This window comes from Methylocaldum szegediense, from assembly GCF_949769195.1.
Taxonomy (GTDB): domain Bacteria; phylum Pseudomonadota; class Gammaproteobacteria; order Methylococcales; family Methylococcaceae; genus Methylocaldum; species Methylocaldum szegediense.
The window spans coordinates 832,444-859,368 of record NZ_OX458333.1; the positions used below are offsets into that span (position 1 = coordinate 832,444).

Consider the following 26,925-nt stretch of genomic DNA (forward strand, 5'->3'; position numbering starts at 1 on the left):
AACCGAATTCCTAAACATCCGGAAGCGCGCTCCGCGGGTTTCCGTTCGCGGGCCTGTTGAACAGCCGGCTAAGGTAATGATGCCACAGCATCCGAGCGGCGACCGCTCGCCAGGGACGCCAGATTTCGGCGATCGCAACCATGGTTTCCGGATTCGGACGCGACGGCAAGCGCTTGACGTCTTGCACCGCTTGGATCAGCCCCAAATCCCCGGCGGGCCAGGCATCCGGCCGGCGCAGCGCCATCAAAAGATAAATATCCGCTGTCCAAGGGCCTATGCCTTTGAGTTCGATCAACCGGGCTTTTGCCGTTTCATCGTCCATCAGGTCCAGTTTATCGAGATCGAAGCGACCCTCGGCGATAGATTGGGCCAGGTACCGGCCGTAAGCCATCTTCTGGCGGCTAAATCCGATTCTGGCGAGCGCGGTATCGTGAAGGGCCAGAAAGCTCTCGGGGGTGAGCGGCGATGCCGAGGCGAGCAGCCGTTCAAAGGCGGCGCGCGCCGAGGCGAGTGACACTTGTTGCTCGAGAATGATGCGGATCAGCGTAGAAAAACCAGGATTCCGCGCCCACATCGGCGGTTTCCCGAGCTCGGTGTACAGCCTCGCCAGGTCCGCATCGCGCGCCGACAGCTCGGCCAGAGCGATTTCCAGATCGATTTCCGTCAGTTTGTTAGGAACGGCAATCAACGGCGGCTGCGTTAGGGGCGATTTGATTAGAAGCCTATCCCGGCTGGCCGTTCGCCCTGAGCCCTTCGACTGAGCTCAGGACAGGCCTGTCGAAGGGTATGATCGGAATCCGTTTGTTCAAAACAGGACTTGCGCATTTCGCCCCTTCTCCCTCCGGGAGAAGGTCGGGATGAGAGGATGGAAAAGAAAAACTCCTTCATTGCTTCGTCTTACCCTAACCCTCTCCCTCTGAAAGCCGGGCTAAAATCCGTTTGCCTCAGTCCTGCAAATTTCCTTAGCAGCCGCCTGAGCCCCATCGATCACAACGCCACGGTAACGGTCTTGACCTCGGTGTAGTTCTCCAGGGCATAACTGCCGAGTTCGCGGCCTATGCCGGACATCTTGAACCCGCCGAAAGGCGCGGCCGTGTCGAAGACGTCGTAGCAATTGATCCACACGGTGCCCGCCTTGAGCTCCGCCGCCAGGCGATGGGCCTTGTTGATGTCCTTGGTCCAAACCGCGGCCGCGAGCCCATACATGGTACGGTTGCCCCGGGCGATGACCTCGTCTACATCCTTGAACGGAATCATGGACAGCACCGGCCCGAATATTTCCTCGCGCGCGATCTTCATGTCCTCGCCGACGTCGGCGAAAATCGTCGGTTCTATGAAAAAGCCACAGCTGCCGACGCGATTGCCGCCGGTCAGAAGCTTCGCGCCTTGTTCCTTGCCGGAGCGGATGTAGTCCATGATCTTGTCGAACTGCTCCTGGCTGACCTGCGGCCCCTGAGTGGTTTTCGGATCGAACGGGTCACCCACGACTTGCTTGCGGCTCCGTTCGACCAGCTTCTGGGCGAAATCGTCGTAGACGTTCTTTTCCACAAAGAGGCGGGAACCGGCACAGCAGCACTGGCCCTGATTGAAAAAGAGTCCCTGGAAAGCGCCTTCTAGCGCCGCATCCAGATCGGAATCGGCGAACACGATGTTCGGGCTCTTTCCGCCGAGTTCCAGGGTGACGCGCTTCAAGTTCGAGCGTCCGGCGGCCTGCATGATCAGCTTGCCCACTTCAGTCGACCCGGTGAAAGCCACCTTGTCGATATCCATGTGTTCGGCAACCGCGGCTCCTGCGGTTTCGCCGAATCCCGGCACGATATTGACGACACCTTCCGGAATGCCAGCCTCGAGAGCCAGTTCACCCACCCGGAGCGCGGTCAGCGGCGTTTGCTCGGCGGGTTTGAGCACGATGGTGCAGCCGGCCGCGAGCGCCGGCCCCCACTTCCAGGCCTGCATCAGCAGCGGAAAATTCCAGGGAATGATTTGTCCCACCACGCCGACCGGTTCATGCCGCGTATAGGTAAAGAACGGGCCGTTGATCGGAATGGTCTTGCCCTCGATCTTGTCCGCCCAGCCGGCGTAGTAGCGGTAACACTCGATCGTCAGCGGCAGATCAGCCGATCTGCTTTCGTTGATCGGCTTGCCGTTGTTGAGCGTTTCCAGCGCCGCCAATTCGTCAAAGTGTTTCTCGATCAAATCCGCCAGGCGGTACAGGCACCGGCCCCGTTCGCGCGCGCTCATTTTCCGCCATGGGCCTTCCTCGAAAGCCTTACGGGCAGCACGAACTGCCCTGTCCACGTCCTCGCGGTCGCCTTCCGCGACATGGGCGATCACCTCGCCGGTCGCCGGGTTGATCGTTTCGAAAGTTTTTCCGCTCGCCGAATCGACCCATTTGCCGTCGATCAGCATCTTGGTTTGAGAGATTTTGATTTCGGACGGGTTAATCAGTTTGGGTTCCGCACTCATCTGTATTCCCTCGTGGTTGAATTCAAACGGGTCTCGGTTCGACCCTTGTTCTGAACTATCGTGTGCCGCCGCCTGCGGCCATGGTTTTGACAGACGGCGCCGCTCCAAAAATCCGCATCATCCGATTCCGGATAGCGTCCGCTTAGATTACACCTGTGGCCGGAAAAATCCTGCATCTGGCTTTTACGACCGATTTTCGAAGCGCCAAAAACCATGGGCGCCGCCGATTTGTCGCCGTTGCTGGCTGATAACGGGGGAGATAGGATCTCAGGATGCGGTGAAGGACGGATCGCCCCTCGACTTTGCTCGAGGCAGGTGTTGTCCGCGATTGGGGCAGTTTCTGTTGTCACCGCACCCTACGGGCTACACTTCGACACGGCGCTAGAAAACGCGAATGGTAGTCCCGTAGCGGGCCAGCTTTGCATCCGTCGTTACCAAAATCAGCGGTTCACTTACGCTTTGCGCTACTAGTAAGCGGTCGAACGGGTCTTTATGGTCATCGAATACCGGAAGGCTCGCCACCTGGAGCACATGATGATTTTCGATGGGAAGCCAGACAAAACCGTCAACGGTTACTTGCTGTGCAAAGCGAGGCAAATCGATGCGCAGTTTGCCCAAACCGATCTTGATCGCCATTTCTCACAGCGAGGCCCGACTGACATAAACGACCTCGGCCGCTTGCTCGACGAGTTCCCGCGCCTTGGGTGGAACCGCCGCGGCATGGGTTAGCTACCTAATGATCAGTTGGGTATCCAGCAGTAGTCTCATTCGGCATCATCCGGCCCGTCGAACAGCGCATCCACGGGTGCATCGAAATCCTCCGCGACCCATGCCTGCCCCTCCAGACTGCCCGGCGGAGCGATCTTGCATCGATTCGGTTGATACCGGCTCAAGCGCACGATAGGCTGACCAGAGCGCGCAATGACAACATCCTCACCCTTTTCGACTTCTTCAAGCAAGCGCGAGAGATGCGTTTTAGCTTCGTGAATATTGACAATGCGCATAGGATTTCAACGGTGTTAGCTAAGCGTTAGTCTAGCTCGGCAGCGGCAATGAAAACCAGCTTTAGGCGTCGCGCAAGGAAGGGCAGCACATGTAGTTGTCCGTATGGGTGGAGTTGTTATCACGCTGATTAGGAACTTCGCTACTCGCATACCGGGACTGACATGCGGTGCCGGAAAGGTACTCCCGTACTTCGCCGATTGGAAACCTTCCATTCGTCACACTACGCTCAAAGACGGTTCTCAATGATCAAAAACCACGGCCTTCTAGCCGTCGGTTGCAAATGTCCGTTCTTGTCGAGTTTCAAAATGTTCTTGGAAACGGAGTTTCTGACGTTTCCGCCGATGGCTTCAAGCGTGCGCCCGCGTCTTGCGACGACGATGTCGCAGTGAAGCTTGCTGTTCTCGATGACTTCGAGGGGTGGCAATTCGGCGAGCTGGGGAATGGTCGACGACCCTCGGCTCGCGCAGATCAGGTCGCCGGGGCGCGGGGTATAGTCGCGTATGCTTCTCGGCACGAAGCTCGCTCCGGGCGCGTCGGCGTTGCGGATGATGTGTGAAAGATAGATCCAGTGGGCTTCCGCGGGCGGAAATCGGTCTTTCGGCACACCCGCAGTGGCCATGACCCAACTGACGAAAGCCGCCGACCAGGGTTGTTCGCAGTTTCGGCCAGTACGTTCCGGCATGCCGACTGTACGCCAATACTGGTTGATGCGTTGAGCGTAAGGGGATTCGTCCTCCCAGTATCCGACCTGCGGGATGCTTTCCTTGTCGCCGTCGTGGACGACGGACTGCTGGCCGAAATAAAGCCACTCGCTGAGTGCGAGAGCAAGAATTCTGTTTTTGATGGGCGGGAGGTCGAAAACGCCGATGGAAGAAGTCGGCCCCATAGCCCTATCCGTGGATTTTCCGGGCAGCAGTCCGCAGGCGGATAAGCCAAGAAAAACAAGAAGAAAAAGGATTCGCATAGTTGCCGAACTTGGGTGATTTTCGATAGTCTGGCGGGCGGGGAGTTCGCCGCTTACTTCGGCTCTGTCTCCGATGATTACGAGATCAGCCGCAATCGGCTCATCCTGGGCATGGCCGAAGAAGGCACAATCGGACTCATAACGACGCTTATTCGCACGGATACAGGTCGATTTCATCATAGTTTCATCGGTGTCGCCGAGGCGATAAGCGGAACATCTGAATTTGAAGTAGAGATAAAGGCGTGAATCAAACGCCGATTTCGTAATGGTAAAGGCAGTGTTAACGAATCGACCCAATGCTGCTGGCCCGGTGCTGCTCTATTTCCACGATCCCATGTGCAGTTGGTGTTGGGCGTTTAGGCCGGTATGGCAGCGCGTTAAGAGCGGATTGCCGGCCGGTGTCGAGATCGAGCAGTTTTTGGGCGGCCTGGCACCGGACAGCACCGTGCCGATGCCGGCTGAAATGCGCGAAAAGATTCAGGGCACCTGGCGAACCATAGAGCGCTCCGTGCCGGGCACCCGGTTCAATTTCGATTTCTGGGAGAAATGTGTTCCGAGGCGCTCCACCTATCCGGCCTGCCGCGCGGTGATCGCCGCTCGCCGACAGGGCGCCGACTTCGAGGAAGCCATGATCTTCGCCATTCAGCGGGCGTATTACCTGCAAGCGCGCAACCCCTCGAACGATTCGACTTTGATCGAGCTGGCGGAAGAGGCCGGCTTGGATAAAGACCTTTTCGAGGCGAATCTCCGGCATCCGGATACTCAGGTGGAGCTGCTCGAGGAAATCCGTTGCACGCGAGAGTTCGGGGTTCGTGGTTTTCCGACCCTATTGTTGTCGCATGGTCGCGAATACTCGGAAATTCCCGTGAACTATCGCGACCCGGAGCCAATTTTGGCGGCTATCGCCGCGCATTTGTAGCGCCGCCGCGCCTAAGATGGCGCGAGCGTTCTCGAAAGCAGGCCAAGTCGCAGTCGCGTGCGGACTAGCCGCTTCGCAGGCGTTTTCGCACCTCTATTTCCAGTTGCCGCCACTGCGCGCCGTTCAGCCATTTCTCGCACCAGTATGCCAGCTGCGCCGGGTTGGTGTTCATGATTCTGTATTCCTGTTTGGCTTTTTCCGGCTCTTCCGTCGGCCACCAGGAATGCGTGTCGAATTGTTGCTGGATATGAGCCTTGGCGGCTTCGTACGTATCCCAATCGATTTGAAAATGTCGAGTAGTCACAATGGGTCTCCTGAAAGCGGTCGGGAATCCGCCGTTATCTGCTTTGACGTTTTATAAGGAGCTTATATCACTGGACTGAGGAGCTCGGCGCAAACGGTTTGCTGACATAGGCTCGCACGGCGTGATTATCGTCAGGCCCGTGAATACCCTCCTGGTATTGACGGGCCGCCGCTCAAGCCGGTAAACGCCCGGCCTGGGCTCACGCGGCTTGTTGCCGCGCCTGGGCATCCCTGCTCCGGATTAACCCGGGCGAAATTTATAGGCCGGGTTAATAGAAAACAAAATCCGTTTCGAGTTCGATATCCGCACAAGGAGTCATCCATGAAAGCGATGCAATATACGGGTTACGGCGATCCTTCGAAAATTCGTGAGGCCGACGTGCCGATACCGAAACCGGCGCCCGACCAACTGCTCGTCAAGGTAGCCGCGAGCTCGGTCAATCCCATTGACTGGAAGCTACGTAACGGCAGTCTGCGTTTTCTCGTTCCGGTCCGGTTTCCGTCCATTCCCGGCATGGACCTCGCCGGCGAAGTGGTGGAGATCGGCACCAAGGTCACGCGCTATCGGCCCGGCGACCGGGTGATGGCGTCTCTGACTTCTCGGCGCTTCGGAACGGCGGCTGAGTTCGCCGTCGTAGACGAACGGTTGGCCGCCCCAGTGCCGAAGATGATGAACGACCATGAGGCCGCTGCCTTGCCCCTGGCCGGGCAGACCGCACTCCAAGCCCTCCGCGACCTCGGCCGGGTGAAGGAGGGCGATACCGTCCTGATCGTGGGGGCGTCCGGCGGGGTCGGACATTATGCCGTGCAAATCGCCAAGGTGTTCGGGGCGAAGGTTTTCGCGGTATGCAGCGGCGTCAACGCGCCTTGGGTGCGTGAGCTCGGGGCGGACGAGATCATCGACTATACTCAGACCAGCGAGTTCGGTTCTCCGGCATCTTTCGATGTGATTTTCGATACCGTGGTTTCCGAACCTTTCGGGCGTTATCAGGGCCTACTGAAACCGGATGGCATTTATGTATCCACCCTACCGACGCTTGGACTGATGGCCCGCTCAGTATTATTGCGGCTTCTGTCGAAGCAGCGGATTAAGACCATCATGTTCAAGTCTAATGGAGAAGACTTAGCGTTCTTGAGCAAACTGGCGGAGGAGCGGCGATTGCGTTCCGTCATCGATAGTGTGTTTCCGCTGTCCCAGTTGGATCTGGCGCATCGACGAAGCCAATCGGGACATGCGAGGGGAAAAATCGTCATCGATCACGGCGGGTCTGCTGCACCGACTTGACGGCTCCGAGATTCGGAGACCGGTCCTCCCCAGGTTACCGGTAAGACGCTATTCACTTTAATCGTTTTGGCGACAGATCTATGCGTATCGACTCAGACGGCTACATGGAGTTAACGACGGAAGAAAACCAAGACCTCATGGATCGACTGGGTGTCTCCGAGAGCGAATACGACGATCCGCCGGTCGAAATCGAATGTGTCGGAGTGGAGAACGACACCGCCATCTTTAAAGCCACGAACACGAAAACGGGAAGATCGGTTCAGATGGTGTTCGATTTGATGGAGGAGGAAGACTAGGTTTTTCTTCGGGTGTAAGTCTGCCGAATCCGAAATGCATTTGTAGCCGCCGGGCCGATGTTCCACGTGCTTCTTCGTGCGTCGGGCGTTCGCCGTTTTTGCGGCATCACGGTCGCGCTACGGCTTGCGTTATGGCAAACGACGACCCATGCGGATTTCGTCCCGTTCGCCGATCAGATCGCCGTCAACTTCTATTCCTTGCAATTGCGGGGCATTTCCTTCGAATCGGAAGGACAGTTCGCCGAAGTTTACGTGGCCGAGGGGACCATGGATCCCGCCTCGTTCGGCCACATCCGGATCACCGACTTAAGCACCCAGTCGATTCTCTTCGAGCAAACCTACGGAGATCTGGGGGGCGTCTGCTGCAGTCCGCAGATCCGGGGCAGCTTTGCTCAGCAGCTGGTATTGCCCTATGCCACGCCGCTCCAGATCGACATGAACGGTCAGGAGTTCAGTGGAATGTCCATCCTCTACGGGGACACCGTTGTTGCATCGGGAAGAAGCGTCGACAACGTGTTTCCTTCCTTTTCGACAAGCCTGACCATAAATACGAACATACCGCCGACGGCAGTCGACGATCGCGTGGCGGTTATGCGCGAACAAGCGGCGGTGGTGGGTGTGCTGGACAACGATAGCGGAGTACAGCTCCAGCTCGCAGGCGTTTCCGCGCCGGCCCACGGTACCGCGGTCGCGAGCGGTGGGTCGGTGATCTATACCCCCGACGCGGGATACGTGGGTACGGATTCGTTCGTCTATACGGTTACCAACCCGGCCGGAAGCGCCAACGCAACCGTGACGATCACGGTCAACCCACTCCCGCCCAGCGCCTCCAGTCACAGAACCAGCACCACGACCGGGCAGCCGGTAACGATCACGGTGGTGGAAAGTAATCCGGATCAGGTCGTCGTGTCCTCGGTGTCCCAGCCCGCCAACGGCACCGCGACGGTGAGCGGAACCGCCCGGATCGTGTATACGCCGAGAGCGGGTTTCGTGGGGGAGGACCGTTTTACCTATACCGTCGTCAACTCGAGCGGTGAGAATACCGGCACGGTGACCGTGGTGGTCGGGGCCACTTTGAACACCGCCGGGGATCTGGTGCGGCAGGAATCCTTGGCCGGTACGATTCAGACCATCATCAGTACCGCCAGCGCGTCCGAAGCCTTGCGGGAGCGCATTCTAGGGCTTACCGAATTGTTGAATCGACCCGGCGGGCTGGAACGGGTGGCGGAAGCCCTCCACAGTATCAGTCCCGAAGAAGCCGCCGCGCAGGCCCTCGGCGGCGGGCGGATTTCGCAGATTCAAGTCGGCAATGTCAACCAGCGGCTGGTGGAACTGAGGGCCGGAAGTTCTGGTTTCAGCGTGAACGGATTGACCCTGAATCTCGGCGGACAGACCCTGCCGGGCAACCTGCTGGCCGCGATGCTTCCTTTCGGCAGCTCGGGCGGAGCCAGCGGAGACGAGGACAGCGGATTCAGCCGGTTGGGCGTGTTCGTGAACGGTCAATTCGAGTCGGGGTCCCGAAACACCACACGCTTGCAACGGGGATTCGATTCCAAGGTTTACGGCTTCACGACGGGCGTCGACTACTGGTTCACTCGGCAGTTCCTGATGGGTGTGTCCACGGGTTACGGCCATACCGAATCGAAAACGGTCCGAAACGGAGGCGATCTCGAAATCGACGGGATGACGTTTTCCCTGTTCGGCAGCTATCAGCTCACCGATCGCGGGTATGTGGACCTGGTGGTCAACGGTACCTATAACCAATATAGTTCGACCCGGAACATTGCCTATGTCGATGCGTTCGGGCCGGTGCGAATGAGTGCCAAGAGCAATACGGAAGGCTGGCAGCAACGCTACAGCATCAACAGCGGCTACGATTTTCCTTTGGGCGCGTGGACGCTCGGTTTACGCGGGCGCATGGAATACGGACGGACCACCATCGATGGCTATACGGAACGCGGCGCGGATCCGCTCAATCTGGTGATTGACGCTCAGACGGTGGATTCGGTAACCACGGCCTTAGGCGGAATCGTGTCTTATACCGCCGGTACGGCCGTGGGCGTATTCGTATCGCAGCTCGGCGTGGAATGGGAGCACGAATTCGAGAAGGACGGCCGTCTGATCGGCGCCCGTTTCGCGGCCGATGCCGGCAGGCATCGATTCACCGTTCGTACCGATAACCCGGACCGGGACTATGTCAATCTCAGAACCTCGGTTTCGGCGGTTCTCCCCCACGGCGGATCGGCATTCGTCCAGTACGAGACCCTGGTCGACAACCGCTTCGAAACCCGCCATACCGTCAATGCGGGCGTGCGGATGGAGTTTTAGAGGATTTTCCGGTTGGGTGCAGAGGATGCGTCGCCGAGCGGCTGCATTTCCTCTGTGTAGGGCGGGTTAGGTGCGCACCACGCCTTCCGCGCGTAACCACTCGAGTCCATGCGCGCACCGTAACCCGCCGAAGGACGGTGTGGAGGATTACGGCGCGCCCAACCCGCCATCGATGGGTTTCGCTTCGCTCTACCCATCCTACGAAATTCGGGTTCGCTAAGCCGTCTAAATGGGCGGAAGCTCGTTTCATCGCTATCCAAACGCCAGAATCGCTTCTTCAATCGCTCTCCGGGAAATACCGTGCCGTTCCAGCAGTTGTTCCATCGTACCCGAGCGGGGTTCTTTGCTTACCGCGAGACGATGCACGGGCACCGTGGAGTTCAGGGCCGCCGCGACCGCGTCGCCGAGTCCACCGTCGCGCCAGTGGTCCTCGACGACCACGATGCCCTGCGTCTCGCGCGCCGCCTGTTCCAGGGTCGCGACGTCCAGCGGCTTGACCGAGTAAGCATCGATGACGCGCACCGAGATGCCTCGCTGCTTCAGGCTGTCATGGGCGGCGAGCGCGTCGTGCACGGTGATGCCGGCCGCGACCACCGTGAAACGGTCGTTCCCGCCGGAGCGGAGCACCTTGCTTCCGCCGATCGGAAAGTCCTCGGCCTCGGAATAGATGACCGGGGTTGACGGGCGGGTGGTACGGAGATAGACGATGCCCGGCGTCTTCACCGCCAGTTCGGTCAGGCGTTCGGCGCTGACCGCGTCGCACGGGTACAGCACGGTGCTGCCGGCCAGGGCGCGGAACATGGCCAGATCCTCCAGTCCCATTTGCGAAGGGCCGTCCTCGCCGATGGACACGCCGGCGTGGCTGCCGCAGAGAACGAGGTGTGGAGGACGGCTGTGGCCCGCCATGCGGATGAAGTCGTAAGCACGCGAGAGAAAGCAGGCGAAAGTGGCGGCGACTGGAACCTTGCCGGACACAGCCAGACCGAGCGCGGTTCCGACCAGGTTCTGCTCGGCGATATAGCTTTGGAAGAAGCGCTTCGGATAGCGCCGGGCGAAAAATTCGGTGTAGGTCGAATTGCTCACGTCGCCGTCGAGCACCACGAGGTCCGGCATCGATTCCCCGAGTTTCTCGAGTGCAATCCCGAACCCTTTGCGCGTGGCGACCTTTTCGCCCGGCCGATAGCCGGGCTTGAGGGGCGGCACGGGTTCGGATTCGGAGCGGCGGATCTGGCCGAGCCGGCGCGGTTCGACCGTCATGTGCACGCCGGTTTCGCCGAGTTCCCTGAGCGCTTTTTCCATCGCTTCCCGGTCGAGCGCTTTTCCGTGCCAGCCGTGAACGCCTTCCAGGAAGGAAACGCCGCGGCCTTTTTCGGTTTTCGCGATGATCGCCGTCGGACCGCCTTTCCGGGCCCGATACAAGGCGTCGAGTAGGGCTTCTATGTCATGGCCGTCGATTTCGATGGTCGACCATCCGAAAGACTGAAAGCGGCGAGCGAAGACCTCGGTGCGGTGGCCGTAAGGCGTGGGGCCGGTCTGGCCCAGGCCGTTGACGTCGACGATCGCGACCAGTCCCGACAGCTTGTTGAGAGATGCGAACTGCGCCGCTTCCCAAACCGAGCCTTCGGAGCATTCGCCGTCTCCCAGCAGGCAATAGACCCGGCCGGGGATGCCGTCCAGACGATTGGCCAGTGCGATCCCGTTGGCCGCGGCCAGCCCCTGGCCGAGGGAACCGGTTGCGACTTTGACCCAAGGGTTGGTCGGCGTCGGATGTCCTTCGAAAGTGCTGCCGAGCTTGCGCAGCGAAGTCAGACTCTCATGACAGGCACCGGATTGGTGGAGGGCCGCCCACAAGATCGGCGCGGCGTGGCCCTTGGACAGAACGAACGTGTCCACGTCGCGGGCGCTCGGGTCCGTTGGGTCCCAGCGCATTTCATGAAAGAACAGGGCGGCGACGATGTCGGCGCAGGACAGACTCGAAGTCGGGTGCCCCGATCCGGCCTCGGTCGTCATGGTGACCACGTCGCGGCGGAGTTCCCGCGCCACTTTCTGCAAGAGGTCGACGCTGCGGCGGTTCGAATATTTCTGGCATTTGTCCGCCAAGCTGGCCATCAGGGCGTCGTACGGTTCGATGAATTTCTGAACGCCTTCGTTTTCGAGCTGAGCGGTGACCAGACCGAAATCGATGCCGAGTTTGGCAAGGCCGTTCATCACGGCGTTCGCCTCGTCCAAGCCTTCTTCGATTGTGTCGCGCACCGCGCCGTGATCGGCGAAGGCGTCGATCGTCTTTTCCGGCATGGTGTTAACCGTGTTGGGCCCGATCAGCGGCTCCACGTACATGACGTCCGAGTAGGCCGGATTTTTCGTGCTGGTGCTCGCCCAGAGCATGCGCTGTACGCGCGCGCCCTTGTCCTCCAGAGCTTTCCAGCGATCGCTCTCGATGATCCGCTTGAAGCTCTGATAAGCCAGCTTGGCGTTGGCGATCGCACTCTTTCCCAGCATCGTTTTCGGGTCCGGCTCGGGCCTGCGGGTAACCTCGGGGGTGATCCGGTGGCGTAGGAGTTCGTCGGTCAACACGTCGATCCGGCTCAGGAAGAAGCTGGCCACCGAGGCGACCTCGTCGAGCGGAAGGCCGGCTTCGCGCCGCCGTTCGAGCGCTCGGAGATAAGCCTCGGCGACGGCTTCGTAGCGTTCGACCGAGAAGAGCAGGGTGATATTGACGTTGATGCCCTCGAACAGAAGTTCCTCGATTGCGGGCAGGCCGGCCAGGGTGCCCGGAATCTTGATGAACAGATTGGGTCTGTCGACCAGGCGGAACAAATGCCGCGCCTGTTCGATCGATGCCTCGGTGTAATGGGCGAGGTGCGGGGATACTTCGAGGCTGACATAGCCGTCGAGGCCGGACGTGTCGTCGTAAACGGGGCGCAGGATGTCGCAGGCATTTCGGATGTCGGTGGTCACCAGCGCTTCGTAGATCTCGCGCACGTCGGGGCACGGACGGCCGCCTCCCACGAGATTCTCGATCTGCTCGTCGTAGTCCTTGGTCCCGGTGATGGCTTTCTGGAAGATCTGCGGGTTCGACGTCACCCCGCGTAAGCCTTCGCGGCGTACGCGGCATTCGAGTTCGCCGCTGGTGATCATGCGCCGGGTGAGGTTGTCGATCCAATAACTTTGGCCGTGCTCAACCAATTTCAATAGAGCATTCATGGTGTCCTCCGTCCTGTGGGGATTGCGGCGCTGGATACTGTTGGGCAAGGTCGAGGCGCGTTTCGCTGCCTATTAGAGGTGAGCTGTCGTTGCAACGGCTGTCGGAAGGAATTCCCGATTTGACCGGCAATCCCCGCCGACGAAAATCTTCGTCAAAGTCTCCCCTTCAAACTCTCGGGCTCGATAGGGCCGGGTTCGGCGATGAGTTCCCGTGCCAAATCGACCCGCTCCCATACATTCCATAACAGCACGCCTCTGACTCGGCCGTCCCTAAGGTAATAGACGACGCCTTTTCGGTTCGGCTCCGACCAATCGGCCACGGTTTCGAGCCGGGAATCCGTTTCTCCGACCGCTTCGTATCCAAGATCGAACAGGTCGGAGTAAAAAAACGGCAAGTGATGATAAGGAACACTTTCGCCGGCCATGTTTCGGCCCGCCTGTCTGCCCATGGTATTGGCATTATCCTCATGTTCGACTCGCAAACGCTTGCCCAGGGCGGGATTGAAGAAATTAGCGACGTCTCCGGCCGCATACACGTCCGGCACACCGGCTTGCAGGACCTCGTTCGTCACGATGCCGTCCTCCACCTGAAGTCCCGCGGCTTTCGCCAGCTCGATGTTGGGCACGATACCGATGCCAGCCACGGCAGCGTCCACGGAAATCGTCCGTTCATTGGTGGTCTTCCCGTCGCGTATGGTGAGAAGGAGTTGGTCGTTCGCGCGTCGAAAATCGGTGACCTTTTGTCCAGGCAGAACCTCGACGCCCTGTTGTCGATAGTAGTCGTTCAGGAACAGGCTGAGGTCGGGCGGGAACAGCCGCGCCCCTATCCCATCGTCAGGAAAGATCATGACCACTTCCTTGCCGTTCATCGCTAAGGCGGCCGCGATTTCGGAGCCGATGAACCCGCCGCCGATGACGGCGAAGCGCTGTTTTTCATCGCTCAGCGTGCGAAGACGCTGATAGTCGTCCAGGGTCCGAAAGTAAACGATATCGTCGCCGCCGAATGGGAAGCGCCGAGGCGTTCCGCCGGTCGCGAGCAGCAGTTTGTCAAAGGTGTAGGACACGCCTTGATCGTCGTCGACCCGCTTGGCGGCGAGATCCAACGCCTTGGCGGTCCGACCGAGGTGTAGGCCGACATTCCGTTCGGCGGTCTTGCGCCAGATGCGCTCGATCGGTTTTCCTTTCCACAGCCCTTTGGAGAGGGGCGGACGGTCATAGGGCGGGTGCGCTTCCGCGCCGATCAGACCTACCGAACCCTCGGTATCGATCTCGCGTATGCCCCGAATCGCGGCGTCGGCCGTCATTCCGCCGCCGATGATGAGATAGTTGTAGTGCGGCATATCGTTTATCTCCGTCGGCGCTCGGCTTCACCGGCGTTTGGAGCCAAGCGCCTTATGCTTGTGGGGTGCTAAACCAGCTTCGCCCGAAGTTCGATTTCGGCGCCGGTGAGAAGCTGGGAAACCGGACAATTCCGTTTTGCGTCGTCGGCGAAGGTTTGAAAGGTCGCTGCATCGATTCCGGGGACATCGCCCTCGGTATCTAACTCGATTCGAGTGATCTTGAATCCTTCGCCCACTTTTTCGAGACGAACTTTGGCGGTCGTCGCGATGCGTTTTGGGGTGTGTCCGGATTGCGACAAAGCGTGCGCCAGCGCCATAGAGAAGCATCCTGCATGCGCCGCGCCGATCAATTCCTCGGGATTGGTGCCCTGTCCTTCTTCAAATCGGGACGAAAAAGAATAGCTGCCGGTGAAGGCGCCGCTGCCCAATCGCATGCTTCCTTTTCCTTGAGCAAGGTCGCCCTCCCACTCGGCCGATGCGCTTCGTATCGCCATGATCCGTTCCTCCAAGCTTGGTCTATGGTGTGAGACCCATCTTCGGGAAGAGAGTTGCACGCTGGTTTTTCCGTGTTGCTCGGAGAACGGACTATCATAAAGAACGCTTTCGAACCGCGACGCCTTCGCAACACCATCCCGAATGAATAAAAATATGAGTGAGATCCAGCCAAACACCGATGATGACGCGCTCGACAAAACCAGAGTCGTGCCGTTTTCCGCTGTCCCGCGCTCTCGACTACCCGAGAATGACGACGAAAAGACGCGCCTAGGGACCTTGACTCCTGGGAGGTCGGACGCCTCATGCCCGGTTGCGGCTGACATGCCGAGCAAGGATATCGACTCGACACGACTGAATCCGAAGTCGAGCCGCGGCACGTCGTCTCCGGTCGAGATCTCAGCGTCGACAAGGTCTTCGCAGATCGGCGATTTCCTCAAGAAAGATATGAGTGAGATGCAGTCAAATGCCGGTGATGACGCGCTCGACAGGACCAGGGTTGTGCCATTATCCACGGCCACCGGTTCTCGACTACCCGAGGAAGACGACGAAAAAACCCAGGTAGCGGGTTTCGCCCCAGGTAGGTCTGATGCCTCACGTCCGGATACGACCAATGTACCAAGCCATGAGATCAGCGCGACACGGTTGAATCCACGTACGAGCCCCAGTACGCCTTCTCCGGTCGAGAGCTCAGGGTCGGCAAGGCCCTTGCAGGTCGGCGATGTCCTGAAGGAGCGATTCGTGCTGGAGCAGGTGCTGGGCGAAGGCGGCATGGGTGTGGTGTTCAAGGCACTGGACTTGCGCAAACGGGAAGCAAGGGACAAGGACCCCTATGTGGCTCTGAAAGTGCTCAATCAGGATTTCCAGCAAAATCCGGTTTCCCTGATCGCGCTCCAGAGGGAGACCAAACGGGCGCAGACGCTTTCCCACCCGAACATCATCAATGTGTACGATTTCGACAGGGACGGCCGGTATGTCTTCATGTCGATGGAATATCTGGAAGGCCAGCCTCTCAACCGGCTAATCCGGGAGCTTCCCGAGGGTGGCATGCCGTTTAAGAAGGCCTGGCCCATCATTCAGGGCATGGCGGCAGCGCTGGGCTACGCCCATAAGAAAAACATCGTCCACTCGGACTTCAAGCCGGGCAATGTCTTCGTCGATAAAAACGGTGAGGCCAAGGTGCTCGACTTCGGCATCGCCTGCGCGGCGGGCCGGGCGGACAAGAAAGGCGGCGACGCGACCGTGTTCAACGCCCGTGACCTGGGCGCCCTGACGCCGGCTTATGCCAGTTACGAGATGCTAAGGGGAGAGGAGCCGGACCCGTGTGACGACATTTACGCTTTGGCATGCGTCACGTACGAGCTTTTGGCGGGGAAACACCCGTACGCGAAAGTGTCGGCGGACGTCGCTGTCGAGCTGAAGCTGCAACCCAAACCCATCCCCGGTTTGAACGGCAGACAATGGAGAGGTCTTAAGAGAGCGCTCGCCCTCAAGCGGGAGGACCGAACCCCGACCGCTGAGGAATTCATCGGCGAGTTGCAAAAGCGATCGCCGCTTTTCTACGGAACTTGGGCAGCGGCTACGATCGCGGTCATCGCCATCGGCGGCAATGTTTACATGGGGCTTCACACAGCGAAGGAGCCGCCCAGGGTCCCGACCACACTCACCGCCGAGCAGCAGGCGAAAGTCGCGGATTTGTTGGAGTTAGCGGATATTCACTTCGAGGTCGGTTATCTGACCGCCCCGACCGGTGCCAACGCGCTGTGGGCCTACCGGGAAGCGCTCAAGATCGATCCCTATAACGAAAAGGCGGCCAACGGCATACAAAAGATCGCGAACGCCCTGGAACTGGAGGCATGGAAAGCGTTCGAGGAGGGCGATCGCGTCAACAGCCTGAAAAAAGTGCTGGAGGGCCTGGAGGCCGTGCCGAATCACGACGGTTTGCTCAAGCTCAAGGCTAAGCTCGAGCGTTGAATCCCAGACGAGATTGTCGAAATTCCGGCTCCGCTACGAACGGTTGCTTATTTCCGGATAGAACCGACTTCGCTCCGATCGAACCTATTGGGTACGGGCACCGGATCCCGTCCCGCTAGCCTAGAAGGGTTTAGGGCGAATAGCCTTCGGCCCATTGCTGGGGTCATCATCGGCTTTCAAAGCACTCATCGATCACGCCGATCCTGAAGGCGCTCGTGACCAGCACTCTCGCATGGATAGGCTCTCAGCGAACCGCACAGTCTGCTGGTGAGTGGCAACGGCATTTATTGGCACATCGTGGTGGTCTGGATGCCGCTGCGCGCCACTCTGTATTAGGGGCCACGGATTCTCAAGTGACGCGGGCCATGGAACGACACCGCCTTGTCCGCCGATATCAATTTTCTTCCCTGCTCGCTACGTTCGGCGTTCCCGCCTTTGCCCAGGCTCACGACGGGAGTTCCTCGATTTCAGGCTTTGAGTGGACCGCCTGGAATGTCGAACCTTGGGTACCACTCTGTCTTGCGCTGTCAGCCGGGTTGTTCACAGCCGGCTTGCTGCGGTTGTGGCCGAAAGTCGGCGCGGGCCGTCGGATGCTGGTTCAAAAGTCGCTGGTTTATGCCGGGGGATGGCTGTTCGTTGCCGTCGCGCTGGTTTCGCCTTTGGACCCGCTCTCCGACGTGTTGTTTTCGGCACACATGGTCCAGCACGAGGTTCTGATGCTTCTTGCCACACCGCTGCTGGTCCTGAGCCGGCCGATCGCCGTTGCTCTATGGGCGTTTCCGCGTGGGTGGCGGAGATTGCTTGTGAGGTTTTCTACCACCGGTTGGATCGGCCATTTCTGGCGTTACATAACCGCGCCGTTCGCCGCCTGGGCAATACACGGTGTCGTAATTTGGGCTTGGCACGCACCGATCTTGTTTCAGGCGGCGCTGAAGGATGAACAGGTCCATACCGTCCAACACCTGAGCTTTTTCATGTCCGCGTTGGTTTTCTGGTGGGCGATCATCCGTGGCCGCGAAGGAGCGAGAGGGTATGGTGCCGGGGTGTTGTACCTGTTCTTGACGACCGTCCATACAAGCCTGCTCGGAGCGCTGCTGACCTTTAGCCGCCAGCCATGGTATTCGGCTTACGGCGGCTCGGCGGCCGCCGGCTTGAGCGCGCTCGAGGATCAGCAGCTCGCGGGGCTCATCATGTGGATTCCGGCCGGCACGATCTATCTGCTCATTGCCCTCGGGATGTTCGCCGCGTGGCTGGAGGCGATCGGAAAAAACGCGGGCGGTGCCCCAGTACGTGACTGCCGAGAGGATAATGTCGTTATCGTTCCGTCGAAACATTCAACCTAAATCCGGCCGTTGGACACAATCTGAAAAGCGCAAGGCCCTCATCCCCGGCCCTTCTCCCAAATGGAGAAGGGAGTTTCGCCTCGCTCCTTCTGGGAGAGGGGTTAGGGTGACGGCATTCGGCGGCTGATGGGGCATTGCGGTCATTTCGGAAATTTAACCGCTGCCCGGCCTGCCATACCATCTCCCACTGCAAAAAATCCGGACGGCAGTGAACCTTTTCCGTATTTCCCGAAATTTACGGTGAAAGAAAGGACGCAAAGGTAGGGGAGGTGTTAACCCTTGAATACAAGGAGTTCGATTATGAAATCCTATGCAATGGCTGTTTTGTTATCTTCGGTAATTACTGCCGGGCCGGTAATGGCCGAGAGCGAGTTCCGGGCCTTGGACAAGGTGTCCGGTGTGACCGCGATGAGCGAAGGTCGACTCGCGAGCGTCGAAGGCGGTGTTATTAAGCACGGTAGCGGTACGTGCTCCGGCGTGGGAAATGTGTGTCTCAACCTGGCCATACCGACGATCACGGCGGTGAATCTCGGGCTTTTCAGCAAAAATGCCAACCAATTCATCGTGCAGAAGACGACTCAGGTCATCAGGTAACGACTAGTGCTGACCTCGTAAAGAATCCTGATCGGGGTCGGAGAAAGGGGCGGGGGAGCCGTCATGCGCGCCTCTGCCTTTTTACCTCAACTTGAAAATCTCATGGAGAGACCGATGAGAACATCATTCGTATGGGGTGGCCTGCTCTCGCTCGTTGTCTCAGCTACGACCTCTGTCTATGGTCAATCCGAATTTCATGCTTTGGATAAGCTGTCTTTGCAGGAAACCCATATCGCATCGTCTCGGCTGGACGACAGCGAACTCGGTCGAGTGGAAGGCGGGCTGGAAGTCGTAAGCGTCTCGACAATTCCGGTTGATTTGACATCACAGGTCGTTATGCAAGCGACATTGCTCGAAAGCACCGCACAAGCCTCCAGCAGTAGTGGGACCGAAAATCGGGTCGATCAGACGACCTCTCTGATTCAAGTTTGCGGGCCTCCACCCTGTAGCCAAAGCTTGAGTCAAACGACTTATTCGGGTTTTTAGGAAAGAGGGATAGCGATAATCGTCCATCGGTGTACGGAGTGAGGGGTATGGATTGGCTCAGCGATCCGTACACCGGTCGTCAATCAAGACGGTTCCCTCGCTTTTTCGCCGAACGGCAGACAGCATTTTTGATCTTCTGATTCCGTCCGGCACGTATGGGGCCGCCGTGATCATTTCAGAGCGGGTTGAACTTTCAGATATTCCTACTTATTCCAAGTAGAAGTCACGACTGACCGCCGTTATCTTTGAATTGGATCACGAACCCATCGGCTCCCGCCTTCGCATAGCCAGCGGATAGGTCTGTGAGCACCAGATCGGTCACCGACTCGGGAGGAGTTTCCTATGACTAGCCGACGCTCAACCCTCGAGATACGTTCTGCTCAGCTTACGTGCGCCGTCGCGGTGTGCACTGTCTGAATACACGCGTCTCGAACTCGATCTCTCCTGATCGTTCGCGGAGAGAATCCCGTCAAATCCCTTTGCCAAAACCGATTAGATTCTCGATGAATCGTAGCTTTTCGTGGCTGTTGCTCGCCTCGCTCAGCGTTCCGGCGTCTGCCGAATTCAAGGGATCCGCAACTTTTGCAACGGATTATGTTTACCGGGGCTATACGAAGAGCAGGAATAATCCTGTCGGCCTGGGAAATTTGGAATATGAGCACGAACTCGGCCTGTATGCCGGCTTCTGGGTGGCGCCGGTTAGTTTCGACGATGAACACGGCGACGATCGAGCCCGTGTGGAAATCAATCCGTATTTGGGCTGGGCGACCAAGTTTGCCAAGAACTGGAAGCTTGATCTCGCGGCTAGCCGGTATCTTTACGATGGTAATGTGTTCGGCCGGGACGCGGACTACAACGAATTCTACGGTTCGTTCCATTACCGCGATCTTCTGAGCGCTCGGGTGGCGTTTGCCTACGATACCTATAACCGTGATGCCAATACCTCGGCCTATGAGCTGATTGGCCGCTATAGCCCGTTGGATCGGCTGCAACTATCCGCGGGCGTGGGTTTTCATCAGGCTGGCGAACTGGCGCACTACGACTACTTTTTCTGGAATGCCGGCGTGACCTGGTATGTGAATCGGTACATTTCGGTCGATTTGCGCTATGTGGATACGAAGTTGCCGTATGAAGAGCGTCACGAGGACGAGCCCGAGAACGGATCGGTGTATCTTCGGCCGCTAGACAATCGCTTTCTGTTTTCCCTCTCTGTCGCCTTCTAGTGAACCTTTGGCCTTGCCGCGGAATAAATAGAGTAGAACCGCGGATTGACAAGTCCCCTGGTATGCGATTCGTCGCTTACGAGCCGAATGGCCGAACGGCCAAAAAAGCAAGGTCGACCTTGTCCGTGTCCAATGGTTCAGTAACGACGGCAGGTCGAGTTTCCCGTGAAGGAAGCTCCTGAAATGCAGGCGTATGGGTTAGACCTGTTCGATAGCGGTGTAGCGTTCGAGAAGCGCTGAACTTGTAATTCATATTTGCAAATAGCCCGAGCTCTTCTTGGATGACGGGATGCCCGAGTTGGAAGCTCTTATTGTTGGAGAAGTGCGATGAATCCGAGTAAGCCATCCCCGCCAGACCGTGAGCACGACGATGTGCTTTCGCTTTTGCCCTGGCATATCGCCGGAACCCTAGAGAGCGATGAACAGGCACGCGTTACGGCACATTTGAGCCGTTGTCCGATTTGCCGACGTGAACGGGCGAAGCTTTGCGCGCTTTCGGAACGGATCTCTCGCATACCCAGTCCGAATCAGGATCCAAAGGCCCGCTATTCTCGCCTGCTTGCCACCATTCGGCAGCGTGAACGATCCCAATCGGCGGCGTTGCATTTAGGTCGCTTCGGCCGACTTCGAACCCGGCTCCCGCGTTTTCCGGTCATTGCGAGTAAGCCTCCGCTCCGTATCGCTTTGGTGGTGGCGATTTTGCTGTTGGTCGTACCCTTGAGCTGGCACCGGTGGGATCAATTGACGGAGCCCCGGTTTCGGACTTTGGCCGATTCTGCTTCGACCGCGGCCTGGAATCAGGGGGATTTGCGCTTGGTGGTCGAACCCGGGCTCAGCGCCGAACGCATTGATGCGCTCTTGAAAGCCGTCGACGGGAGCCGAGTCGACACGCGCGGTTCGGCGGACGTTTATACGATCAGACTTGCAGACGGCATAGACAAGAATGCGAAGATCGAAACAGCCTTAGCCTACCTTCGGCGCCAACCGGGCGTATTGTTGGCTGAGCCGGCTACCGGACCGCCCGCGGTGCCATGAGCTTCGGCTTGACCGCTTTGGCCTTGGCGCTCTTGTTGCAACTGGCCGGATGCGCGACAGACCTCGACGTTCCTAGCATCGATCCAGCGCCGGACCCGTCGATCGAGGAGCGGCGCATCCTGGTGACCTTCACCGATTCGAGCATCGGACGCAAGGTACCCGGCAACATTCTGGATCGCTATCGCGCACATGGCCGTTACCTGGGTTCTGCCTGGAGCACTCGCGTCGCGGCAGACCTGGCGGAACAGTACGGGCTAAAGCTGGTCGCGGAATGGCCGGTTACCGTCTTGAGAGTGGTGTGCGTGGTGTATGAAATTCCTACAGATCAAATCCCGGTCGACATGATGAATACCATCGCGCAGGATCACCGGGTCGAATCCGTGCAGTTTATGCGGACCTTTCAGGCTTTAGTCGATGATACGTCGGCTTCCCTCGGCGGCGATCCTTACTTTCGATTGCAAAAAAATCTCCAGCGCATGCGCATCGAGACGGCTCACCGTCTGGCGACCGGAAGAGGCGTCCGCATCGCGCTGGTCGACACCGGCGTGGACGACGCCCACCCCGATCTCCAAGGCCAAATCGCTGTGTCGAAAAATCTGGCATCGTCGAATCACGACAAACCGACCGATGATGTCCACGGGACGGCGGTCGCCGGCATCGTCGCCGCTCGCAGTGGAAACGGAATCGGCATTGCCGGAATTGCGCCCGGTGCCAAGATCTACGCGCTCAAAGCGTGTTGGCCGGAGCACCCCGGTTCAGTTTCTGCGCTCTGCAACAGTTTTACGCTCTTGGCGGCGCTTAATGAGGCTGTGCGTCTTGGCATCCCCATCGTCAATCTGAGCTTGACCGGGGCTGACGATCCTCTGGTCGGAAGGCTTCTTCGGGCAGCGATCGATCAGGGTATCCTCGTGGTCGCCGCGGATGCCAGTGAAAACGGCTCAAACCCGGGTTTTCCCGCCAATCAGACCGGCGTCATTGCGGTTCGAACAGTCCAGACGGATCACAAGCCGAAAGCGACCGCCGATGATGGGATCGTTGCTCCGGGCACCGATATTCTCACGACACTGCCGTATGGGAGATACGACTTCGTGTCCGGCAGTTCTTTCGCCGCTCCCCATGTCACAGGCGTATTGGCACTGATGCGACAACTCAAGCCCAGCTTGACCGCGCCCGAGGCCGTAAAGCTCCTGCACGCATCGGTTGTGAGCTCTACGCAAGCTCAGGATCCTTTAAACCGGGTCATCGATGCTTGCCTTGCGCTCGCGCGATTGCTCGGTCTCCCTGATTGCGGGAAGCCTTCGTAGCTTTTTTCGTGCTCGCGCACGACCGCTTCATGGCGATATGGAGAGACTTCCTCCGCGCAAGCGCTCGGCGTCATGACATATCCACTCCGGCAGGCTCCGGCGTCAGTTCGCGAAATAAGGTCTGAAGTTTCTTGCGCGCGTGAAACATCCGTGTTTTCACCGTATTTTCCGGGCAGTCGAGAATGGCAGCGATCTCTTGATAGCGAAGCCCTTGGCCAAAGGTCAATTCGATAACGGCGCGTTGATCCTGCGGGAGTGACTCCAATGCCACCGAGAGGAGATCCTCGCCTTCCACCTGCCGGGCAGGTGACGCTTTGCTATCCGCCAATTCCTCCCCGAATTCGTCTATAGGCACGGCATGGGCGGATCGGGCCTGCTTCGCCGAGACTTTAAGTGCCTTGCGATAAGCAATACCGAAAATCCAAGTCGATACCTTACAGGTGTAATCAAAGGTCTCCGGCTTTTCCCAAACGACGAGCATCGTTTCATTGATCACATCCTCTACCATATCGAGCTGTCGCGTCACCTGAAAAACAAACCGGGACAAGCGCCGGTAAAAGCTCGAATACAGCGTCTCGAAAGCACCTATGTCGCGTGCCTGGATGCCTGTCATCAGTTTGCGATCTCGATGATCATCGATGCATGAGGCGGTTTGTCCATCAGACAGGCTTATCGTCGGATCGACAGTCATATGCATAGAATCGGTGCCATGACGAGTTCTTTCAAAGCAGGAATGGGCAGGGTCTAATCTGTAGATTTCCGGAAACGCAGAAAAGGTTCACGGTCGTCCGGATTTTTTCGCGAGGGACCAGGCGTGGTGGAAAAGGTCGTCTACCTTTGCGCGGGCGGTCGACAACTATGGCCGTGGGCACGCTCGGCTCATATCCGTTTCGGAGGCCAATCTCGGCCGGTGCAGTGCAGGAAGTTTCTAACCGGTAGAATGGCGCGAGTAGATGCGGGAAACCGGTGCGCCAGGTCGTGCATAGTTCCGAATCAGCGAGTTCTCTGCGAAACTTGTGTTTCTGAAGAACGACTAACAGCCTAACCCGGTCAGCCGTTTGCCTGAACTTCAGCTTCGTTCGGTACAGGTCTGGCGAAGGGTTGCTCGAGCCTATCGGGGTTAGCTTTACGAGAACGTTCCGGAGAGTTCTTCCACTTAACCCGCTCATCTTTCAACCCATCATTGGGAAGCGATCATGTTTGATTTTCTAGGACCGGATTCGACCGGACACTATTTACAGCCCGCCGTGCACGGAGCGGGCGACGGGAACGGCGGCGGATTTCTTGTGCTTATCGATAGTGCGTTGGACGCCGTGTCGCGTGCGCTGGAATCGGGGGATTCTGGTAACCCCTTGGTAGGCGTCGAGGCGTTAGGAACCAATTGGCACCCACTGATCGTTCACTTTCCGATCGCGTTTCTGACCGGCTTTTTTCTGCTTGAGCTCATAGGCGTAGTGCTGAGACGGCAGGGCTTACGGTACGCTGCCAGTTGGATGCTTTATCTTGGGGCGTTGGCAGCCATTGCGGCCGCTACCGCCGGATTGATTGCGGCAAATACCGTCCCCCACGGCAGCGGCGTACACGAGATCATGGAATGGCATGAACGACTGGGATTGACGATCGCGGGCCTTTCTTCTGTTCTGGCCATCTGGCGTTTGCTGGGTCGTGAGCGCATATCGGCGATGGCCGAAGCCCTGCATCTCTTCCTGGGAGCGATACTCGTCATCGCCATCGTTTTTGCGGCAGACCTGGGCGGATTGATGGTCTATCAGCACGGAGTGGGTGTCAAAAGTCTGCAGGTCGCCGACGATCACCATCACCATCATCATCACGACGATCACGAGCATGCTCAGGCGGATTCCAACCGGGCTTCGGATGCTCAGCCAACGCAAGGTGCCGAAGCGGCGGACAATTCCGGCGAGTCTGACGGTTCCTCCGTCGAACCGCGCTCCCACGGAGCATCGGATAGCGCCGACGAAGCCCATTCGCACGAGGCGTCCGGCTCCGAAGCGAAACCCCATTCGCACGAAACTCCCAGCGGCGATGGCAAAACGCACTCCCATAAGGATTCCCATACCCATGGCAAGCCCCATTCCCACGGAGTTGCCGGTACTCGCAAAGAACCTCGTGCCAAACCGTAATCACGGGTATTGCCGCGTCCGAGTTTCCGTCCCGCTGCCGAATCGTGTATCAAGGAACAATATGCGATTATAGGGGTGGGTGGCGGCTGCCGAGAGGCAGGTATGGCATCATTCCACGACGAGGTCTTTAGTTCGTAGGTTGAAGATCAGCACATGATCCTGCGGGAAAACCAGCGAGTGCTTTTACGCAGGACTCGGCTCACTCGACGTGCCGTGCTCTGTTCCAATCGGTGGCGGCGAATGTCGTCGCCGAAATACGCGAAACCCATGTGTTTGGGGTATCCAGTCCCGTGTGCTCCACTTGCTTGCCGTTTTTCAGAACCCGCGTCAGGGGCGTAAGCCGTTTCTCCGGTTTTTTCGGCGAGCTAGAAAGCCTCTTCCCACGGCTTGGACAGAACCATGGCCGAATGAATGATGCCGACCATCGAATAGGTCTGCGGAAAATTGCCCCACATTTCGCCGGTCCTGGGATCGGTGTCTTCGGACAAAAGCCCTAGGTGGTTGCGGCAGCGGAGCATCTCTTCAAACATGGCGCGAGCGTCCTCTTTTCTGCCGATAGCTGCGAGAGCGCTGATCATCCAGAAAGTACAGATGTTGAACGCGTTCTGCGGTTGGCCGAAATCGTCCGGTTCCACGTATCGCATCATGTGATTCCCTCGACGCAGTTCCTTTTCCACTGCCTCGACGGTGCCAATGAAGCGCGGATCGTCCGCTGCCAGGAATTGCAGGTCGTGCAGAAGCAAGAGGCTAGCGTCGAGTTCGGAACCGCCGAAGCTGCCGACGAAGGTATTCCGTCCGGGATCGTACGCGCGCTCCATGATTTCCGCTCGAATCCGCTCGGCCTGGGAACGCCAATATTGGGCGCGGTCGTGCAAGCCGATACGGTCGGCGATGCGGGCCAAGCGGTCGCAGCCCGCCCAGCACATCACCGCTGAAAAGGTATGGACGCGGGCGAAACCACGGAATTCCCACAAGCTCGCGTCCGGCTGGTTGTACACCCGGGTGCATTGACGGCCGAGATTCTCCAGGCGTTCGAACAGACGCTGATCGCCTGGGTGGGCGAGACGGAGGTCGAAAAAAGCTTGCGTCGCTGCCATGATCACGCTGCCGTAGATATCGTTCTGGACATGTTCGTAAGCTTGATTCCCGATGCGTACCGGCCTGTGATTCCGATAGCCGCGGAGCGATGAGATCGTGCATTCAATCAGCTTTTTCTCCAGTGCGATGCCGTAAACTGGTTGAAGCCGGCTGTCGTCGGCCTCGGCCGCGATATTGGAGATGTAGTCCAGATATTCCTCCATGGTTCCGGTCGCGCTCAGCCGGTTGAGCGCGTTGACGACGAAATAGGCGTCGCGCAGCCAGCAGTAGCGATAATCCCAGTTGCGCTCGGTTCCCGCGGCTTCGGGAATCGACGTGGTCATGGCGGCGATCACGGCGCCGGTTTCCTCGAAGCAGCAGAGCTTGAGGGTGATGGCGGCACGGATCACCGCTTCCTGCCATTCGAAGGGGATGGACAGCGAGCGGGTCCATTCGCGCCAGTACAACAGGGTCTGCTCGTAACTTTCCCGCGTCGCCTCGGCAACGGTGTAGCGGAGCGGTTCGTCCGGACCGAAGGTGATCGCCGACGGCTCTTCCAGCAAGAACGGTGTTTCGTCCAGGATGTAAGAAACCGGCATGTCAGTGGTCATGCGGAAACAGGTACCGGGCGCCAAAAATTGGATGTAGTTGGATCCCTGGATCGTTTGCATGGGTTTGGCGCCGTAGTCGTAGGTCGGGCGGACGCGCACCGAAATCCGTGGCGTGCCGTTGATCGGGTGAAGCCTTCTGACCAGCCGCTGCGAACGGTGCATATGGCCGTACCGTCTGAAGCGCGGCGCGAAATCGGTGATCTGTACCGCCGCGCCGTGCCGGTCGTAAAGCGTGGTCACCAGGATCGCGGTGTTGTGTTCGTAGTGTTGTTCGCTGTGGGAGAAATCGTCGATAAGGATATCGAAGAATCCTTCCTGAACCTCGTCCTCGTCACCATTGATCAGACTGCAGAAGATGGGATCGCCGTCGAACCGTGGCAGGCAGCACCAGACGATGCGCCCCTTGCGGTCGATTAGCGCGCTGTACATGCAGTTGCCGATGATTCCGAGTTCGAGATTGCTCATGACGACTCCCTCTTCGTTTTGATCATTTCGACCTGGAAACGGCAGTCCCCTTTCCGGGTTCTATCGCCGC

At 58.5% G+C, this 26,925-nt stretch carries 24 protein-coding genes; 13 read left to right on the plus strand and 11 right to left on the minus strand.

Annotation, left to right across the window (positions count from 1 at the left end; genetic code table 11):
* Positions 1 to 10 precede the first annotated feature (10 nt).
* The 5 genes from QEN43_RS03580 to QEN43_RS03600 all read right to left on the minus strand — a co-directional run bounded on the left by QEN43_RS03580 (position 11) and on the right by QEN43_RS03600 (position 4,357).
* Complete coding sequence (locus QEN43_RS03580; protein WP_202901196.1) at positions 11 to 688, minus strand: DNA-3-methyladenine glycosylase family protein; 678 nt, start codon at positions 686 to 688, stop codon at positions 11 to 13.
* 299 nt (positions 689 to 987) lie between these two features.
* Complete coding sequence (locus QEN43_RS03585; RefSeq protein WP_036269309.1) at positions 988 to 2,466, minus strand: aldehyde dehydrogenase family protein; 1,479 nt, start codon at positions 2,464 to 2,466, stop codon at positions 988 to 990.
* A 381-nt stretch (positions 2,467 to 2,847) separates the two neighbouring features.
* Positions 2,848 to 3,102 (minus strand): type II toxin-antitoxin system VapC family toxin, encoded by a 255-nt coding sequence (locus tag QEN43_RS03590; protein WP_156912910.1) that lies wholly within the window; start codon positions 3,100 to 3,102, stop codon positions 2,848 to 2,850.
* Positions 3,103 to 3,230: 128 nt separating this feature from the next.
* Positions 3,231 to 3,470 carry a type II toxin-antitoxin system Phd/YefM family antitoxin gene (locus QEN43_RS03595; RefSeq protein WP_026611999.1) on the minus strand — a complete coding sequence of 80 codons (240 nt, stop codon included), beginning with the start codon at positions 3,468 to 3,470 and terminating at the stop codon, positions 3,231 to 3,233.
* 227 nt (positions 3,471 to 3,697) lie between these two features.
* The gene (locus QEN43_RS03600; RefSeq protein WP_317963707.1) at positions 3,698 to 4,357 is read right to left on the minus strand and encodes a DUF2272 domain-containing protein; all 660 of its coding nucleotides are present in this window, start codon (positions 4,355 to 4,357) and stop codon (positions 3,698 to 3,700) included.
* A gap of 93 nt (positions 4,358 to 4,450) precedes the next feature.
* Here QEN43_RS03600 and QEN43_RS03605 point away from each other — a divergent pair, with 93 nt between their 5' ends.
* A complete protein-coding gene (locus tag QEN43_RS03605; protein WP_026612001.1) occupies positions 4,451 to 4,681 on the plus strand; it encodes a hypothetical protein in 231 nt (76 codons plus the stop codon).
* 19 nt (positions 4,682 to 4,700) lie between these two features.
* Complete coding sequence (locus QEN43_RS03610; RefSeq protein WP_036269311.1) at positions 4,701 to 5,354, plus strand: DsbA family protein; 654 nt, start codon at positions 4,701 to 4,703, stop codon at positions 5,352 to 5,354.
* Between the two features lie 64 nt (positions 5,355 to 5,418).
* On the opposite strand, the gene QEN43_RS03615 is transcribed toward QEN43_RS03610, so the two are convergent.
* Positions 5,419 to 5,658, minus strand: a complete 240-nt coding sequence (locus tag QEN43_RS03615; RefSeq protein WP_051332052.1) for a hypothetical protein — start codon at positions 5,656 to 5,658, stop codon at positions 5,419 to 5,421.
* Positions 5,659 to 5,979: 321 nt separating this feature from the next.
* Between QEN43_RS03615 and QEN43_RS03620 the strand changes: the two genes are divergently transcribed.
* The 3 genes from QEN43_RS03620 (at position 5,980) to QEN43_RS03630 (ending at position 9,566) form a co-directional block, all read left to right on the plus strand.
* The gene (locus tag QEN43_RS03620) at positions 5,980 to 6,942 is read left to right on the plus strand and encodes an NAD(P)-dependent alcohol dehydrogenase (RefSeq protein ID WP_317963708.1); all 963 of its coding nucleotides are present in this window, start codon (positions 5,980 to 5,982) and stop codon (positions 6,940 to 6,942) included.
* A gap of 80 nt (positions 6,943 to 7,022) precedes the next feature.
* Positions 7,023 to 7,238 (plus strand): hypothetical protein, encoded by a 216-nt coding sequence (locus QEN43_RS03625; protein ID WP_026612005.1) that lies wholly within the window; start codon positions 7,023 to 7,025, stop codon positions 7,236 to 7,238.
* A 66-nt stretch (positions 7,239 to 7,304) separates the two neighbouring features.
* Entirely contained in the window at positions 7,305 to 9,566 is a 2,262-nt protein-coding gene (locus QEN43_RS03630; RefSeq protein ID WP_162144361.1) for an autotransporter domain-containing protein, read from the plus strand.
* Between the two features lie 252 nt (positions 9,567 to 9,818).
* Here the strand turns inward: QEN43_RS03630 and QEN43_RS03635 are convergent, their stop codons facing one another.
* From QEN43_RS03635 to QEN43_RS03645, 3 genes are all read right to left on the minus strand, one after another.
* Entirely contained in the window at positions 9,819 to 12,770 is a 2,952-nt protein-coding gene (locus QEN43_RS03635) for a transketolase (protein WP_084162385.1), read from the minus strand.
* A 152-nt stretch (positions 12,771 to 12,922) separates the two neighbouring features.
* On the minus strand, positions 12,923 to 14,110 hold the full coding sequence (locus QEN43_RS03640; RefSeq protein ID WP_026612009.1) for an NAD(P)/FAD-dependent oxidoreductase: 1,188 nt from the start codon (positions 14,108 to 14,110) through the stop codon (positions 12,923 to 12,925).
* A 68-nt stretch (positions 14,111 to 14,178) separates the two neighbouring features.
* Positions 14,179 to 14,604 carry an OsmC family protein gene (locus tag QEN43_RS03645; protein WP_026612010.1) on the minus strand — a complete coding sequence of 142 codons (426 nt, stop codon included), beginning with the start codon at positions 14,602 to 14,604 and terminating at the stop codon, positions 14,179 to 14,181.
* A 154-nt stretch (positions 14,605 to 14,758) separates the two neighbouring features.
* Here QEN43_RS03645 and QEN43_RS03650 point away from each other — a divergent pair, with 154 nt between their 5' ends.
* The 7 genes from QEN43_RS03650 (at position 14,759) to QEN43_RS03680 (ending at position 22,561) form a co-directional block, all read left to right on the plus strand.
* Positions 14,759 to 16,576, plus strand: coding sequence for a serine/threonine-protein kinase (locus QEN43_RS03650; RefSeq protein ID WP_235726708.1), 1,818 nt, complete (start codon positions 14,759 to 14,761; stop codon positions 16,574 to 16,576).
* A gap of 365 nt (positions 16,577 to 16,941) precedes the next feature.
* Positions 16,942 to 17,919 (plus strand): cytochrome c oxidase assembly protein, encoded by a 978-nt coding sequence (locus tag QEN43_RS03655; protein ID WP_051332055.1) that lies wholly within the window; start codon positions 16,942 to 16,944, stop codon positions 17,917 to 17,919.
* Positions 17,920 to 18,219: 300 nt separating this feature from the next.
* Complete coding sequence (locus QEN43_RS03660) at positions 18,220 to 18,513, plus strand: hypothetical protein (protein ID WP_026612011.1); 294 nt, start codon at positions 18,220 to 18,222, stop codon at positions 18,511 to 18,513.
* Positions 18,514 to 18,627: 114 nt separating this feature from the next.
* The gene (locus tag QEN43_RS03665) at positions 18,628 to 18,999 is read left to right on the plus strand and encodes a hypothetical protein (protein ID WP_156912911.1); all 372 of its coding nucleotides are present in this window, start codon (positions 18,628 to 18,630) and stop codon (positions 18,997 to 18,999) included.
* A gap of 503 nt (positions 19,000 to 19,502) precedes the next feature.
* A complete protein-coding gene (locus QEN43_RS03670; protein WP_051332056.1) occupies positions 19,503 to 20,222 on the plus strand; it encodes a TorF family putative porin in 720 nt (239 codons plus the stop codon).
* 327 nt (positions 20,223 to 20,549) lie between these two features.
* On the plus strand, positions 20,550 to 21,257 hold the full coding sequence (locus QEN43_RS03675; protein WP_026612013.1) for a zf-HC2 domain-containing protein: 708 nt from the start codon (positions 20,550 to 20,552) through the stop codon (positions 21,255 to 21,257).
* A complete protein-coding gene (locus tag QEN43_RS03680) occupies positions 21,254 to 22,561 on the plus strand; it encodes a S8 family peptidase (RefSeq protein WP_051332057.1) in 1,308 nt (435 codons plus the stop codon). Before QEN43_RS03675 ends, QEN43_RS03680 begins: the two co-directional genes overlap by 4 nt.
* Before the next feature lie 70 nt (positions 22,562 to 22,631).
* Here QEN43_RS03680 and QEN43_RS03685 read toward each other — a convergent pair whose 3' ends face one another.
* The gene (locus QEN43_RS03685; RefSeq protein ID WP_235726709.1) at positions 22,632 to 23,174 is read right to left on the minus strand and encodes an RNA polymerase sigma factor; all 543 of its coding nucleotides are present in this window, start codon (positions 23,172 to 23,174) and stop codon (positions 22,632 to 22,634) included.
* Positions 23,175 to 23,757: 583 nt separating this feature from the next.
* On the opposite strand from QEN43_RS03685, the gene QEN43_RS03690 reads away from it, so the two are divergent.
* Entirely contained in the window at positions 23,758 to 24,702 is a 945-nt protein-coding gene (locus tag QEN43_RS03690; protein WP_084162387.1) for a DUF2231 domain-containing protein, read from the plus strand.
* A 365-nt stretch (positions 24,703 to 25,067) separates the two neighbouring features.
* Here QEN43_RS03690 and QEN43_RS03695 read toward each other — a convergent pair whose 3' ends face one another.
* Positions 25,068 to 26,855: a glycoside hydrolase family 15 protein gene (locus QEN43_RS03695; protein ID WP_026612014.1), complete on the minus strand. Its 1,788-nt coding sequence runs from the start codon at positions 26,853 to 26,855 to the stop codon at positions 25,068 to 25,070.
* Positions 26,856 to 26,925: the final 70 nt, after the last annotated feature.

What these genes read in the sequence shown, in the direction of transcription:
- QEN43_RS03585 (WP_036269309.1), bottom strand. Translation starts at nt 2,466, where the DNA reads ATGAGTGCGGAACCCAAACTGATTAACCCGTCCGAAATCAAAATCTCT.
- QEN43_RS03590 (WP_156912910.1), bottom strand. Translation starts at nt 3,102, where the DNA reads ATGGCGATCAAGATCGGTTTGGGCAAACTGCGCATCGATTTGCCTCGC.
- QEN43_RS03595 (WP_026611999.1), bottom strand. Translation starts at nt 3,470, where the DNA reads ATGCGCATTGTCAATATTCACGAAGCTAAAACGCATCTCTCGCGCTTG.
- QEN43_RS03600 (WP_317963707.1), bottom strand. Translation starts at nt 4,357, where the DNA reads ATGGGGCCGACTTCTTCCATCGGCGTTTTCGACCTCCCGCCCATCAAA.
- QEN43_RS03610 (WP_036269311.1), top strand. Translation starts at nt 4,701, where the DNA reads ATGGTAAAGGCAGTGTTAACGAATCGACCCAATGCTGCTGGCCCGGTG.
- QEN43_RS03620 (WP_317963708.1), top strand. Translation starts at nt 5,980, where the DNA reads ATGAAAGCGATGCAATATACGGGTTACGGCGATCCTTCGAAAATTCGT.
- QEN43_RS03625 (WP_026612005.1), top strand. Translation starts at nt 7,023, where the DNA reads ATGCGTATCGACTCAGACGGCTACATGGAGTTAACGACGGAAGAAAAC.
- QEN43_RS03635 (WP_084162385.1), bottom strand. Translation starts at nt 12,770, where the DNA reads ATGAATGCTCTATTGAAATTGGTTGAGCACGGCCAAAGTTATTGGATC.
- QEN43_RS03640 (WP_026612009.1), bottom strand. Translation starts at nt 14,110, where the DNA reads ATGCCGCACTACAACTATCTCATCATCGGCGGCGGAATGACGGCCGAC.
- QEN43_RS03645 (WP_026612010.1), bottom strand. Translation starts at nt 14,604, where the DNA reads ATGGCGATACGAAGCGCATCGGCCGAGTGGGAGGGCGACCTTGCTCAA.
- QEN43_RS03650 (WP_235726708.1), top strand. Translation starts at nt 14,759, where the DNA reads ATGAGTGAGATCCAGCCAAACACCGATGATGACGCGCTCGACAAAACC.
- QEN43_RS03655 (WP_051332055.1), top strand. Translation starts at nt 16,942, where the DNA reads ATGGAACGACACCGCCTTGTCCGCCGATATCAATTTTCTTCCCTGCTC.
- QEN43_RS03660 (WP_026612011.1), top strand. Translation starts at nt 18,220, where the DNA reads ATGAAATCCTATGCAATGGCTGTTTTGTTATCTTCGGTAATTACTGCC.
- QEN43_RS03665 (WP_156912911.1), top strand. Translation starts at nt 18,628, where the DNA reads ATGAGAACATCATTCGTATGGGGTGGCCTGCTCTCGCTCGTTGTCTCA.
- QEN43_RS03670 (WP_051332056.1), top strand. Translation starts at nt 19,503, where the DNA reads ATGAATCGTAGCTTTTCGTGGCTGTTGCTCGCCTCGCTCAGCGTTCCG.
- QEN43_RS03675 (WP_026612013.1), top strand. Translation starts at nt 20,550, where the DNA reads ATGAATCCGAGTAAGCCATCCCCGCCAGACCGTGAGCACGACGATGTG.
- QEN43_RS03680 (WP_051332057.1), top strand. Translation starts at nt 21,254, where the DNA reads ATGAGCTTCGGCTTGACCGCTTTGGCCTTGGCGCTCTTGTTGCAACTG.
- QEN43_RS03685 (WP_235726709.1), bottom strand. Translation starts at nt 23,174, where the DNA reads ATGACAGGCATCCAGGCACGCGACATAGGTGCTTTCGAGACGCTGTAT.
- QEN43_RS03690 (WP_084162387.1), top strand. Translation starts at nt 23,758, where the DNA reads ATGTTTGATTTTCTAGGACCGGATTCGACCGGACACTATTTACAGCCC.
- QEN43_RS03695 (WP_026612014.1), bottom strand. Translation starts at nt 26,855, where the DNA reads ATGAGCAATCTCGAACTCGGAATCATCGGCAACTGCATGTACAGCGCG.